Genomic DNA, 11,963 nt, shown 5'->3' with positions numbered 1-11,963 from the left:
CTTCAGAACGCCCGGTCCGGCGCCAGCCGCGCCTCGGCGATCTGCGCCGGTGTCGGCGGATGCAGCACCGTGAGCGCGTCACCCCGGTCCCAGGCGATCAGCCCGCGCTCCGCGAAGGCATCGAGCCAGCCCTCCATCGGCCAGAGGCCATGCCGCTCGCGAAAGCGCTGGGCGCTGCGGACGATGTCCGAAAAGTGCTGGAGCGGTGGGTCGCATGAGGGATGGTGCTGGTGCCAGGCGCGGGGGCCGGCGGTGAACAACACAGGAACGCCGAGGGCCTCGGCGCGGAAGGCGAGATCGGTGTCCTCAGCGCCGTAGCCATCGAACCCTTCATCGAAGCCGCCGAGGCGATCGAAGGTCGCCGCCCGCACCGCGAAGGCGAGCGACCAGAACAATCCGGGTTTTTCGGCCGGCACGACGCCCTGCGTCGGGAATTTTCGGACGGGATGCCGCTGTCCGACGCGGTCGAGACCCTGCGCCGTCCAGCCATCTGCCACCGCGCCCGCCGGGAGGTAGCGAATCTCGCAACAGACGAGGCCGTCGTGCTCCCGCAAAGCCGCAGCGAGGTTTTCGACGAGATCGGCGGACGGAATGCAATCGACGTCGAGAAAGATCAGCGTCTCGCCGGAGGCCGCAGCACGTCCCGCGTTCCGGGCGGCGGCCAGCGGCAGGCCGTCGCTCGGACGCTGGACCCGGTGCACCGGGCAACCGGGATCGGGCAGGGGGGCCGTATCGCCGCCCATCTCGACGACGACGCACTCATCCGGCGGCGCTCCCTGCGAAACGCCTTCGAGCAGGCGCAGGAGATGGGGGCGGCGGCCCTTGTTGAGGGTGACGACGCTGACGATGCTCATGCGGCACCGGCTTTTCGGAGGACGTCGAGCCGGTACTCGGCCGTGCGCGACTGCGCGAGGATGCCGGCGAAGCCAGCGGCTCCCTGGATGAAGCCGTCGGCTGCCTCGTCGCCCGAGAGCGGGTAGTCGGTCGCGCCGAGGTAGTGGACGAGGACGACGTCGCCGCCGGGCAGCAGGGCCTCTCTCACGCAGGCGACGAGGCGTTCGAGATCCGCCCGGTCGAGGTAGTACGCCACCTCCGAGAGCAGGATGAGGTCGTAGCGCCCTCCCGGCCAGTCGCCTGGAACGGCGGCCTGCAGGAAGCGGATCCGGGGCTGGTCGGCGCAGGTCTTTCGCGCCGTGTCGAGTACGGCCGGCACGACGTCCAGCGCCGTCAGGGCATCGCAGCGGCCGCCGAGTTGGCGGGTCAGCACGCCGATCGAGCAGCCGATCTCCAGGGCAGCGGCATAACGAGGCCTCGGCAGAGCTGCCAGCGTCGCGGCGTACTTGGCGCGCTCGTAGTCGCTGCTGGCGAAGCGCCACGGATCGGGATCGTCGGCATAGAGCCCGGCGAAGTAGTCGGGCGACAGCGAGGTCGGGTGGCGGCTCATGCGGGCAGCTCGACGAAGACTTCATGGGAGCCGCAGAGCCGGTCGATCATCGCCGGCTCCAACCGGAAGCCGCCGGGATCGTCGGCGATGAGCGCCGTGGTCTGGGAGGCATGGGCGGCGATGGCCCGGCGCTTGGCCGCGATGTTTTGGGCGACGTCGAGCCGAACGCCCGCGGGTGGAGGGCCGACCTCGGTCTCGGGCGGCAGGGTCCATCCCCAGACCGGATAGGCGAAGACGCGTACGCGTGCGTTTCCGAGGTGCGGCCGGGCCAGGGCGACGATGGCGGCGGCGGCCCGGTGGTCGCAATGCGGGTCGTGGCCCCAGGTGACGCAGACCGCGCCGGCCTCGCAGGCCCGGGCCGCCGCGGCGATCGCCCGGGCAGCGGCTTCGGCGTCCGGGCCGCCGCTCGGCACCGAGGCGTCGGGAAGCCCCAGGAAGCTTAGGTGCCCGGCGGCAAGCCCGAGTTCCGCCACCGCGTTCAGCGTCTCCGTCTCGCGCAAGGCGCGCAGGCGCTCGGGCGGATGGGTGCGGGAGTGGGTGTGCGAGCCGCAGCCGTCGCTGAGCACCACGAGGCGCACGGCGCGTCCCGCCGCGCAGGCCAGCGCGATCAGGCCGCCGCAGCCCAGGGATTCGTCGTCGGGATGGGGGGCCACGACGACGAGGCCGCCGGTGCCGAGGATCGCCTCCAACGGAGCGACCGGCATGCGCTCCAGGGCGGCGAAGAAAGCGTCGGCGCGCATGGCGTCACAGGTTCTGCCAGAGCGCATGGAACGGACCCGGCGCATCGAGGATATGACCCGCGGCTTGGGCCAGGGCGTAGTCGGGGGCGGGCTGGCGCAGGTAGGTCGCGAGGTCGCGCACGCGTCGCTCCAGCGGATGCCCTTCGAGGAAGCCCGACAGTCCGACGGAGCGCTGGGCCAGTTCGATCACGTCGAGCCCCGCCCGCTCGACGGCGCCCCGCGCGAGATTGACGTAGGCGACCGCGCCTTCCGGATCGGCTTCCGCCCCCGCTGCGGCCGTGGCGGCGCGGGCAACGAACAGGCGGGCGGTCTCGACCGCCGTCGCCGCCGCTCCGAGCCGGGCGCGCTGGTGCGGATCCCCGCCGCGGCCGGTCTTGAGGAGATGCGCGCGATGCGCCTCGAACACGGCGGCGATGCCACCGCACTGGACCGCGAGGAACCGCCAAGCCCCGCAGGAAAAGATCGGCTGGCGGAAGTAGTCGTCGGGTGCGCCGATCACCGCGTCGGCGTCGATGCGCATTCCGGAAAAGGCCAGCGTGCCGGTGGCGGTGGCGCGCATGCCGTGCGCCCGCCACGCCGTCGTGTCGGCGCGCGTGCCGGGTTCGAGCGGCACCACCAGCATCAGCCGCCGCCCGTCCTCGGTGCGTGCCGTCACCAGCGGCCGGGTGACGTGGCCGGCGCCCGACGCGTAGCTCTTGGCGCCTTCGAGCCGCAGTCCGTCGTCGTGCGTCAGCGAGAGGCCGCCCGGATCCGGCTCGGTGTTCCAGACGCCGAACAGGTGCCCGTCCCGCGCCTCCCCGGCGAGACGCTCCCGCGTTGTTGCGCTGCCGTAGCGGATCATCAGGGCCAGCGCGTTGACATGGCCTTCGTAGAGCCGGCCGAGCGCGAGACTGCCGCGCCCGACGAGAAACAGGACCTCGCGCAGCGCGGCGACCTGGTCCCGCTCGCAGAGACCGATGCCGCCGAGCGCCACTGGCAGCGGCGCCTTCAGCAGCCCGCTCTCGCGCAGATGCCCGATGGCCTCGGTCGGAAACGCGTCGTGCCGGTCGAGATTTGCACCGAGGGATGTCGCATGCGCGACGGCCGCTTCGGCCTCCGCGAGAAACGAAGACGGGCTCGCGGGCGTCGGGTCGAGGGTGGCCAGCATCGTCGCGATGATCGTCCTGTTCGGTCAGCCGTCTCGGCCGGCAAGTGCCGCGCGCTGCTGTCGCATGCTTCGATCCAACGTCCGACCGTCCATGATCGGTCGATCGTGTCCCATGCGGCCAAACAGCTTTCGTGTTTTCCGGAACATCCCTTCGACGCGGTGGGTAGCCGTACGGATCGTCACCCAACGAGAAGGTTCTTCTCCATGTTCATGCGCATCGACAAGCTCCAGGCCGAGCTTCCCCAGCCCAAGCGTCCCGATCCGAACGCTGCGGCGGCCTTGCAGGAGCTGCTCGGCGGCAAGTACGGCGAGATGTCGACGCTCGGAAACTACATGTTTCAGAGCTTCAACTTCCGCAACAAGACCAAGCTGCGGCCATTCTACAGCCTCGTCTCAAGCATTTTCGCCGAGGAGCTCGGCCATGTCGAGCTGGTCTCGACCGGCGTGGCGATGCTGAACAACGGCCCCGGCGACGACACCGAGAACGTCGACATCTCCAAGGCGCCGTTCCACGACATGCAGGACATCCGGCTCGCCGGCAGCTTCCTGTCGAACGGCGGCGGCGCGATGCCGATGAACTCCAACGCCGCGTCCTGGAACATGGACATGGTAACGACGACCGGTAACCTCATCATCGACCTCCTGCACAACTTCCACCTCGAATGCGGTGCCCGCATCCACAAGCTGCGCGTCTACGAGACCCTGAAGGACCCGACGGGCCGGGAGGTCTGCGGCTACCTGCTGGTGCGCGGCTCGGTGCACGCCCATGCCTACGCGCTCGCGCTGAAGAAGCTCACCGGCGTCGAGATCGAGAAGATGCTGCCGACGCCGAACATCGTTCTGGACAAGATCCCTGAGTGCCAGAAGTATCTCCAGGAGGGGAGCCACCGCCGCCTGTACAGCTTCAGCCCGGATGACTACGCCGAGGCTGCCGGCGTCTGGTCGAACGACGAGGTTGCGCTGCCGGGCGATCCGCCGGGCCAGCTCGAGATCGTCGACGGCTATCCTGAGGGCGGCAAGATCCCGGAACTCGACGGGAATTACGGCGCCTTCGCCCCGGATTATGCCCCGCAGGAAATCTTCGAGATCGCGAGCAAGCTCTACAAGAAGAGCCGCTGAGCATGACGAAGGCCCGGCGCTCGAAATCGTGCCGGGCCGAACGACAGGTTTCGTGATGAGCCCGGTGGTGACGCCCGACGGTCGTTACATCGTCGTGCGGGGCCGGCTGTGGCGGCGCCAGCGGCCGGACCTCGAACCGGCGCGGCGTGACGAGCTCGTGCACGCGCTGATGGACGCGAGACGGGCGGTCAAACACGGCAAGCGTGACGGCGATCCGGCGGCGATCACCAAGGCGCGGGCGGCCGTCGATGCGGCCAAGACGGCGCTCGGCGAACGCGGCCCGGTCTGGTGGACGGACGGCACGCCCGACCTGAACCGGCGCATGGCCCGAAATACGGACTATGCCGCGTGGTACGCCGCGTTGCCGGAGTCCGAGGGGACCGCCTGACCGTCACGGAGGTGCTGGCACGCCTGCGGCCCTCACATTTCGGCCGGAAGATGCGGGCGTCCGGCATCCGACAATGCGCGATCGACGGCCTCGATGGCCAGGAGCACCCGCGTCAGGTCCTCGGCCATCGAAACGGGCGCCAGCTCGATGCCCGACAGCCGCTTGGCGATGGCGCTGCGTTGCCGCGTCAGCGCGTCCCGCGCACGGTTGAGGTCGTCGCATTCGCTGGCCGTCATGGTCGTGGGTCTCCGAGGGTGTTCGTCTTCAGGACACGGCGACGAGGGCGACGCCGACGACCATGAGCAGGCCACCGAGAATGCGCCAGATCCCGGCCGGATGCTGTTCGAAACCGATCCAGCCGAAATGGTCCAGCACGATCGACGTCAGCACGCCAGCGGTAACGAGCAGACCGAGGAACGGAGCGGCTCCCACCTGGCGGGCGGCGACGAACTGCACGAGGATGATGCCGCCGCCCATCAATCCGCCGAACCAGGCCCACCACGGCATCTCGGCTGCCTGCTGGTAGGTCGGCCAAGCCAGACGCCCGGAGAGGAGACCGGCTGCCAGAATGCAGGTCATCGTCCCGGCGGCCACAATCAGCCCGGCGGTCAGGGATTGCGCGAGCCCCTTCGACAGAGCGCCGTTCTGCCCGGCCTGGACGGCGTTGGCGACGCCGGCCAGGAGCACGAAGCCGTAAAGGTACCACATGGCGCAAGTCCGATCGGCTCGGTGCGGCCATGACGGCTGACCGGAGGTCCTGCGCCTCCGGCGAGGGCAGGCGTCGCATCCGCAAAGGCGGATGCCGTGGGGTCTATGCGGCCGTCCCGGTGCCGCCGTAGGTCTCGAACGACGAACGGACCTTGTCGACCGCGGCCTCGTCGACATCCGCCGAGACCTTGATCTTGCCGGCCAGGGCCGGCGAACCCTCGGTCGCGGTCTTCTCGTGGCCGCCCTCCACGTCGCCGCCGGCCGGCTCGGTCCCTGCCGTGTTCGCGTCCGAGACCGTCTCGATGCGGACGGCGTTCCTGTCGAGGCCATGCTCCTGCACGAGGTGCTCGACGGCCATCTCGGCGTCGCGGCGAGTCGTGAACGCAGCCGTGATCGTCTTGGACATTCGCAGAATCCTACGGTGTAGAGAGCCTCGGCAACGGGCCGCACGGCCGAAGGTTCACCGCCGGGACCGATCCGGGCGCCAGCCCACCGGAATCCGAAACAAGCCGAGACCCTCGTGAAGATGCTCACTTTTTTGTGAGCTGCGAACGCACGATCGATCGGCGTGCCGCGTTCACCGCCGGTGGGCAGCGTGTCGAGGGTGGCGAATGACTCTTTCAACCGAGGGCAAGGCGGTCATCGCCAGCCCGGATCGCAATGCCGGCCTGCTTTGGACCGCCGCCCTCGGCGCGGCCTTGATCGGGGTGGTCGCACTGCCCAGGCGCGCCGCGAAGGCCGCCGCGTCGGGGCAGTCCGACACGCCGGCCGCCCGTGAGCCCTCGCCATCCCATGAAGGCGCCGAAGCGCACGCCGTCGCCCGATCCGAACCGGACCGGGGCCGGCAAGCCAGGAGCCCGACGCAGATCCCGGCGAAGGGCTGGAAGGACGTCGCGATGCGCACCTATCGCGATGTCGGCGAGAACCGGATCATGCTGGTCTCGGCCGGCGTCACCTTCTTCGCCCTGCTGGCGATCTTTCCGGCGGTTGCCGCCCTGGTCTCGATCTACGGTCTCGTTGCCGACGCCTCGACCATCAACGACAACCTCGCCGCGCTCCAGGGCGTGCTGCCCGCCGGCGCCCTCGAGATCGTCGGCGAACAGGTCAAGCGGCTGAACGAGAAGGGCGACGCCACCCTCGGCTTTTCCCTGGCGCTGGGCATCGTACTCTCGGTGTGGAGCGCCAACGGCGGCATGAAGCACGTCTTCGACGCGCTCAACTTCGTCTACAACGAGCGCGAGAAGCGGAATTTCTTCGTCCTCAATCTCGTCTCGCTCAGCTTCACCGCCGGTGCGCTGCTGTTCATCGTGGCGGCTTTCGGTGCCATCGTCGTGCTGCCGATCGTCTTCGCGTTCGTGGGGTTGGGCGAGAACGCCTGGTGGCTGGCGTTGCTGCGCTGGCCGGCGTTGTTTCTGGTGGTCATCGGCGCCCTGGCGCTGCTCTACCGCTACGGCCCGAGCCGGGATGCGCCGCGCTGGCGCTGGGTGACGCCAGGCGGGGTGCTGGCCGCCTTCCTCTGGCTCGCCGGCTCGCTGCTGTTCTCGTGGTACGTCTCGAATTTCGGCAAGTACAACCAGACCTACGGGTCGCTCGGTGCCGCGATCGGCTTCATGACCTGGATCTGGATCTCGACGATCATCGTGCTGATGGGCGCCCAAGTGAACGCCGAGATGGAGCACCAGACGGCCGAAGACACCACGGTCGGCGCACCGCAGCCGCTCGGCACCCGCGAGGCCCGCATGGCCGACACGGTCGGAGCGGCCAGTTAGCGCAGCGGAGCATGCCTCCCGGAACACCGCGAGGACCGAATGGTTGTCGCGGCATTCCACCGGAGGCCCTCGTGACCACAGATCCGCTGAACCAGTATCCGCGCCCGCCCTTCGAGGGGCAGCCCCAGAGCTTTCCCGGCAAGACCGAGAAGATGACGCCGCAGCCGGACCACGGCGAAGCGAGCTACAGGGGCTCGGGCAAGCTCGAAGGCCAAGCCGCGCTGATCACCGGCGGCGACAGCGGCATCGGCCGGGCCGTCGCCATCGCCTATGCCCGAGAGGGCGCGGACGTGGCGATCGCCTACCTGCCCGAGGAGCAGGCGGATGCGGAAGCCGTCGGCGCCTGGATCGAAAAGGCGGCCCGTCGCGCCCTGCTGCTGCCCGGCGACATCACCGATCCGGCCTATGCCCGCGAAATCGTCGAACGCACGGTCTCCACATTCGGTCGCCTGGACGTGCTCGTGAACAACGCCGCCTTCCAGCAGCCGAACCAGGGGCTCGACGCCATCGAGGACGCGATCTTCGAGAAAACCTTCCGCACCAACGTGTTCGGCCCGTTCTACGTGACCAAGGCGGCGCTGCCGCACCTGAAGCCCGGCGCCTCGGTGATCTTCACCTCCTCGGTGAATTCGAAGCACCCGATGCCGACGCTCCTGGCCTACAGCGCCACCAAGGGCGCGCTCAGCAACATGGTCCTCAGCCTCTCGCAGCTACTGGCCGAGAAGGGTATCCGTGTGAACGGCGTGCTGCCGGGGCCGATCTGGACGCCGTTCATCCCGAGCGGCATGAGCGAGGACGCGGTGAAGTCCTTCGGCGACCAGGTACCGTTCGGGCGCCCGGGCCAGCCGGCCGAACTCGCCTCGGCCTACGTGATGCTCGCCTCCGGGGAGAGCAGCTACACGTCGGGTGCGTTGATCACGGTCGCGGGGGCCATGCCCGTCTTCTAGATACCTGCGCCGGGCTGGGATCGGGGCACGCTCCGCGCGTCTTGCCCCGGCTGTTACCGCGCCGTTTCGGCGCTTGCCGCACAATCCACCGCCGCAGCGATCGTTCGACGGCCTCAGGATACTTCTTGACGGATGCGACCCCGCGCCGCGTCTATCGGCTCGCCGTCGCCACGGCAGATAGCGCAAGCGACAAGCAAGTATCCGATCACAGCACGTCTATCTCTCCGGTTTTATTCCACCACACAGAGATTTTATTTAACTTAGACCGTGTCGTTTGCGCGACACCTTGGACTTGAAGCAATTCGACTGCATTTGAGTCCGTGCATGTATTTAGAATTCCGGCAAGGATAACCGCTCAAGTGCGCCTCGGGATCCGCGAGGCGCCGGTTTGAAGCCCCGGAGTGGTGCAGGATGAAGGCTCGATTTCGCAGGACCGTCGCGGCGCTCGGTGCGCTCGTTCTGAGCTTCACGGGCACGGCAGCCCACGCCGCCTCGGCCGCGCAGCCGGGTCAGACCCTCGGCCTGCCCACCGGCGCCCAATTGCCGATCGGCCTGATCCTGCTCGACACGTCGAGCTTCGGCATCCGCGACACCTCGCCCGTCCAGTCCGAGAGCAACATCAACCTGCCGGGTGTCGTCTGGGTCCCGGGCGTCCACATCTTCGGCGGTCGCCTGCACCTCATCTACATCCAACCCGTCGTGGCGGCCCGCTCGGCCGCGGCCGGCGGGCGCTACCAGAGCGGTATCGGCGTGCCGCTGGTCGCGGCCCAGCTCGCCTGGAAGCTCTCGGGCAACTTCAATGTCAGTTACCTGCTCGGCGGCTACCTGCCGATCGATACGCAGTTCCTGATCAACCAGGGCTCGATCCAGCAGCGCTTCGCCGCCACCTATAACGGCGATGGCTGGAACGTGACGGGCAACCTCCTCTACGGAACCTATCTCGACGCCACCAACAAGCAGGGCGCCTTCTACCCGGACTTCCTCAACCTCGACGTCACGGCGACGAAGAAGTTCGGCAAGTGGGAGATCGGCCCGGTCGCCTTCGGCTCGACCGACCTGCCGACGAACCGGCTGAACTATCGCCACCAGGGCCAGGTCGCCGTCGGCGGCCTCGTCGGCTACAACTTCGGCGACTTCTTCATCCAGGCCTACGTGACACGCGACGTGATCGAGCGGAACTACGGTGGCTACGACACCCGCGGCTGGCTGCGCAGCGTCTTCTTCCTCTACAAACAGGCCGAGCCCGGCGCGCCGATGGGCGGCCTTCTGGCCCGCAACCAGCCGTAACGGCCGGACGCCCGGGGCGGGGCGCGGCGGCCATCGATCCTGACGACAGGGCGGCGGGCTGGGAGCAGTCCGCCGCTCTCGTTTGCGGCGATGCGAACCACGAACACGTGTCTCCATGAGACCGTGCGCTATGTCGCCAACATGCCGTCAGCGACTCGCCACCTCGCCGCTTCCCTCGCCTGCCTGCTTCTGCTCGCAGAACCGGCGCTCGCCCAGGCCGACCCGACGCCCGGGTCGCTCGGCACGACACCGCTACAGGCGGAAGACGCCCGCGTCCTTCCGGTGCTGGCGAGCCACGGTATGGTGTCGTCGCAGGAGGCGCATGCGACGCGGATCGGCGTCGACATCCTGAAGCGCGGCGGCAACGCTGTCGATGCGGCGGTGGCGGTGGGCTTCGCCCTCGCCGTGACCCTGCCGCGGGCGGGCAATCTCGGCGGCGGCGGCTTCATGCTGGTGCATCTGGCCGACCGCAACGAGACCGTGGCGATCGATTTTCGCGAGACCGCGCCGGGGGCCGCGACCGAAGGCATGTTCCTCGGCGCCGACGGCCAGCCCGACAAGGCCGCCTCGACCCGCACGGGCAAGGCGGTCGGCGTTCCGGGCACCGTGCGCGGCCTCGCCGAGGCGCATCGCCACTACGGCTCCGGCAAGTTCAGCCTCGCCGAGCTGATCGCGCCGGCGGAAGCCCTGGCGCGCGAGGGCATCCCGGTCGAATCGGGCCTTGCCGATTCCCTGCCCCGCGCCTCGGGCCTGCTCGGGCAATGGCCGTCGAGCCGCGCGATTTTTTTCCAGGGGGACCAGGTCCTGAAGCGCGGGGCGAACCTCGTGCAGCGCGATCTCGCCGGTACGCTGCACGCGATCGCCGAGGGCGGACCGGACGCGTTCTACACCGGCGCCATCGCGCAGAGGATCGCGGCGGCGGTGCAGGGCGCAGGCGGGATCATGACGGCGGCCGACCTCGCCGCCTACCGGGCCGAGATCCGGACGCCGGTGCGCGGCACCTATCGCGGCAGCGAGATCGTCTCGATGCCGCCGCCGAGCTCCGGGGGCGTCCATCTCATCGAGATCCTCAACATCCTGGAGGGCTACGATCTCGCCGGGATGGGCACCGGCAGCGCGCGGGCGATCCATACGCTGGCCGAGGCGATGAAGCCGGCCTATGCCGACCGCGCCGCGTGGCTCGGCGACCCGGCGCGCACCAGGGTGCCGGTCGCGGGGCTGATCGCCAAACCCTATGCCGAGACCCTGCGCCGGCAGATCGACCCGAGCCGCGCCCGGCCCGCAGCCGAGATCAAGGCCGGCAACCCGCTGCCCTTCGAGCCCGACCAGACCACGCATTTCTCGGTGGTGGATTCCGCCGGCAACGCCGTCGCGAACACCTACACGCTCAACTTCTCCTACGGGATCGGGCTGGTGGCCGAGGGCACCGGGGTGCTTCTCAACAACGAGATGGACGACTTTTCCGCCAAGACCGGCGCGCTCAACGCCTACGGGCTCGTCGGCGGCGAGGCGAACGCGGTGGCGCCGGGCGCGCGGCCGCTTTCCTCGATGACGCCGACCATGGTGTTTCGCGATGGAAAGCTCTTCCTGGTGACGGGAAGCCCCGGCGGCAGCCGCATCATCACCACGGTCCTGCAGGTGATCGTCAACGTGCTCGATTTCCGCATGAACCTCGCCGAGGCCGTCGCCGCGCCGCGGGTGCACCACCAGTGGCAGCCGGACGTGCTGATGGTCGAGGAGGGCGTCTCGCCCGACACGGTGGGGCTGCTGAAGCAGCAGGGCTATCAGGTGAAGGTCGGCGCGCCCTCGGGCTCCGCGAATTCGGTGATGTTCGATGGGCGCCTGATCGCAGGCGCATCGGACCAGCGTCAGCGGGGGACGCTGGCCGAGGGGTACTGACGATATTCAGAACCCTTATCGTCATTCCGGGGCCGCGCAGCGGAACCCGGAACCCAGGACTGGCCGCAGCGTGCCGGGTGGGTTCCGGGTTCTCGCCTGCGGCGAGCCCCGGAGTGCCGAACAACCGGTCCTATGCCGCCAGAGCCCGCTTCACCGTCGAGCGCAGATCCGCCAGCGAGAACGGCTTCGTCAGAACATCCAGAACGATCGCGTCGAGGCCGCGGGCGCGCTCGCGCTGGTCGGCGAAGCCGGTCATCAGCAGGATCGTCAGGTCCGGATAGTCGCGCTTGGCCGCGAGCGCCAAGGCGATGCCGTCCATCAGCGGCATGCGGATGTCGGTAAGCATCAGGTCGAAATCGCCCGAGGCCTCGGACAGGCGGTCGAGCCCGTCGCTACCGTCGATCGCGGTGACAACGGCGTGACCGTCGAGCTCGAGCCCGCGCTTGAGAAAACCGCGGATGGTGTCCTCGTCGTCGACGAGGAGAATGCGCGCCATGGGAATGGTGTCGAACCGT

14 protein-coding genes are annotated in these 11,963 nt (G+C 69.0%); 6 read left to right on the top strand and 8 right to left on the bottom strand.

Going from position 1 to position 11,963, the window contains the following annotated elements:
- Positions 1-2: 2 nt before the first annotated feature.
- From MHA02_RS04650 to MHA02_RS04635, 4 genes are read right to left on the bottom strand one after another with little or no spacing between them, the layout of a single operon-like run.
- Entirely contained in the window at positions 3-854 is an 852-nt protein-coding gene (locus MHA02_RS04650) for a glycosyltransferase family 2 protein (protein WP_147076993.1), read from the bottom strand.
- Positions 851-1,444: a class I SAM-dependent DNA methyltransferase gene (locus MHA02_RS04645; protein ID WP_147076991.1), complete on the bottom strand. Its 594-nt coding sequence runs from the start codon at positions 1,442-1,444 to the stop codon at positions 851-853. Before MHA02_RS04645 ends, MHA02_RS04650 begins: the two co-directional genes overlap by 4 nt.
- On the bottom strand, positions 1,441-2,184 hold the full coding sequence (locus tag MHA02_RS04640) for a PIG-L deacetylase family protein (protein ID WP_147076989.1): 744 nt from the start codon (positions 2,182-2,184) through the stop codon (positions 1,441-1,443). Before MHA02_RS04640 ends, MHA02_RS04645 begins: the two co-directional genes overlap by 4 nt.
- A gap of 4 nt (positions 2,185-2,188) precedes the next feature.
- Positions 2,189-3,331 (bottom strand): acyl-CoA dehydrogenase family protein, encoded by a 1,143-nt coding sequence (locus tag MHA02_RS04635; RefSeq protein ID WP_147076986.1) that lies wholly within the window; start codon positions 3,329-3,331, stop codon positions 2,189-2,191.
- Positions 3,332-3,535: 204 nt separating this feature from the next.
- Here MHA02_RS04635 and MHA02_RS04630 point away from each other — a divergent pair, with 204 nt between their 5' ends.
- Positions 3,536-4,450 carry a manganese catalase family protein gene (locus MHA02_RS04630; RefSeq protein ID WP_147076984.1) on the top strand — a complete coding sequence of 305 codons (915 nt, stop codon included), beginning with the start codon at positions 3,536-3,538 and terminating at the stop codon, positions 4,448-4,450.
- A 55-nt stretch (positions 4,451-4,505) separates the two neighbouring features.
- On the top strand, positions 4,506-4,838 hold the full coding sequence (locus MHA02_RS04625; RefSeq protein ID WP_147076982.1) for a hypothetical protein: 333 nt from the start codon (positions 4,506-4,508) through the stop codon (positions 4,836-4,838).
- Positions 4,839-4,870: 32 nt separating this feature from the next.
- Here the strand turns inward: MHA02_RS04625 and MHA02_RS04620 are convergent, their stop codons facing one another.
- The 3 genes from MHA02_RS04620 to MHA02_RS04610 all read right to left on the bottom strand — a co-directional run bounded on the left by MHA02_RS04620 (position 4,871) and on the right by MHA02_RS04610 (position 5,952).
- A complete protein-coding gene (locus tag MHA02_RS04620; RefSeq protein WP_147076980.1) occupies positions 4,871-5,074 on the bottom strand; it encodes a hypothetical protein in 204 nt (67 codons plus the stop codon).
- Between the two features lie 28 nt (positions 5,075-5,102).
- Complete coding sequence (locus MHA02_RS04615) at positions 5,103-5,546, bottom strand: DMT family transporter (protein WP_147076978.1); 444 nt, start codon at positions 5,544-5,546, stop codon at positions 5,103-5,105.
- A 103-nt stretch (positions 5,547-5,649) separates the two neighbouring features.
- Positions 5,650-5,952 carry a hypothetical protein gene (locus MHA02_RS04610; protein WP_147076976.1) on the bottom strand — a complete coding sequence of 101 codons (303 nt, stop codon included), beginning with the start codon at positions 5,950-5,952 and terminating at the stop codon, positions 5,650-5,652.
- Between the two features lie 205 nt (positions 5,953-6,157).
- Here MHA02_RS04610 and MHA02_RS04605 point away from each other — a divergent pair, with 205 nt between their 5' ends.
- The 4 genes from MHA02_RS04605 to ggt all read left to right on the top strand — a co-directional run bounded on the left by MHA02_RS04605 (position 6,158) and on the right by ggt (position 11,448).
- The gene (locus MHA02_RS04605) at positions 6,158-7,315 is read left to right on the top strand and encodes a YihY/virulence factor BrkB family protein (RefSeq protein WP_147076974.1); all 1,158 of its coding nucleotides are present in this window, start codon (positions 6,158-6,160) and stop codon (positions 7,313-7,315) included.
- Positions 7,316-7,386: 71 nt separating this feature from the next.
- Positions 7,387-8,262: an SDR family oxidoreductase gene (locus tag MHA02_RS04600; protein WP_147076971.1), complete on the top strand. Its 876-nt coding sequence runs from the start codon at positions 7,387-7,389 to the stop codon at positions 8,260-8,262.
- Between the two features lie 411 nt (positions 8,263-8,673).
- Positions 8,674-9,549 carry a transporter gene (locus MHA02_RS04595; protein ID WP_147076969.1) on the top strand — a complete coding sequence of 292 codons (876 nt, stop codon included), beginning with the start codon at positions 8,674-8,676 and terminating at the stop codon, positions 9,547-9,549.
- Positions 9,550-9,690: 141 nt separating this feature from the next.
- Complete coding sequence (gene ggt, locus MHA02_RS04590) at positions 9,691-11,448, top strand: gamma-glutamyltransferase (protein ID WP_147076967.1); 1,758 nt, start codon at positions 9,691-9,693, stop codon at positions 11,446-11,448.
- A 130-nt stretch (positions 11,449-11,578) separates the two neighbouring features.
- On the opposite strand, the gene MHA02_RS04585 is transcribed toward ggt, so the two are convergent.
- Entirely contained in the window at positions 11,579-11,944 is a 366-nt protein-coding gene (locus tag MHA02_RS04585; RefSeq protein WP_147076965.1) for a response regulator, read from the bottom strand.
- Between the last annotated feature and the right edge of the window lie 19 nt (positions 11,945-11,963).

The organism is Methylobacterium haplocladii, assembly GCF_007992175.1.
GTDB classification, from domain to species: Bacteria; Pseudomonadota; Alphaproteobacteria; order Rhizobiales; family Beijerinckiaceae; genus Methylobacterium; species Methylobacterium haplocladii.
The sequence above is the reverse complement of the archived record's forward strand: the minus strand, read 5'-3'. Positions and strand labels throughout refer to the sequence as shown.

Excerpts from the sequence above, each read along its gene's own strand:
- MHA02_RS04650 (WP_147076993.1), bottom strand. The coding sequence starts at position 854 with ATGAGCATCGTCAGCGTCGTCACCCTCAACAAGGGCCGCCGCCCCCAT.
- MHA02_RS04645 (WP_147076991.1), bottom strand. The coding sequence starts at position 1,444 with ATGAGCCGCCACCCGACCTCGCTGTCGCCCGACTACTTCGCCGGGCTC.
- MHA02_RS04640 (WP_147076989.1), bottom strand. The coding sequence starts at position 2,184 with ATGCGCGCCGACGCTTTCTTCGCCGCCCTGGAGCGCATGCCGGTCGCT.
- MHA02_RS04635 (WP_147076986.1), bottom strand. The coding sequence starts at position 3,331 with ATGCTGGCCACCCTCGACCCGACGCCCGCGAGCCCGTCTTCGTTTCTC.
- MHA02_RS04630 (WP_147076984.1), top strand. The coding sequence starts at position 3,536 with ATGTTCATGCGCATCGACAAGCTCCAGGCCGAGCTTCCCCAGCCCAAG.
- MHA02_RS04625 (WP_147076982.1), top strand. The coding sequence starts at position 4,506 with ATGAGCCCGGTGGTGACGCCCGACGGTCGTTACATCGTCGTGCGGGGC.
- MHA02_RS04620 (WP_147076980.1), bottom strand. The coding sequence starts at position 5,074 with ATGACGGCCAGCGAATGCGACGACCTCAACCGTGCGCGGGACGCGCTG.
- MHA02_RS04615 (WP_147076978.1), bottom strand. The coding sequence starts at position 5,546 with ATGTGGTACCTTTACGGCTTCGTGCTCCTGGCCGGCGTCGCCAACGCC.
- MHA02_RS04610 (WP_147076976.1), bottom strand. The coding sequence starts at position 5,952 with ATGTCCAAGACGATCACGGCTGCGTTCACGACTCGCCGCGACGCCGAG.
- MHA02_RS04605 (WP_147076974.1), top strand. The coding sequence starts at position 6,158 with ATGACTCTTTCAACCGAGGGCAAGGCGGTCATCGCCAGCCCGGATCGC.
- MHA02_RS04595 (WP_147076969.1), top strand. The coding sequence starts at position 8,674 with ATGAAGGCTCGATTTCGCAGGACCGTCGCGGCGCTCGGTGCGCTCGTT.
- ggt (WP_147076967.1), top strand. The coding sequence starts at position 9,691 with ATGCCGTCAGCGACTCGCCACCTCGCCGCTTCCCTCGCCTGCCTGCTT.
- MHA02_RS04585 (WP_147076965.1), bottom strand. The coding sequence starts at position 11,944 with ATGGCGCGCATTCTCCTCGTCGACGACGAGGACACCATCCGCGGTTTT.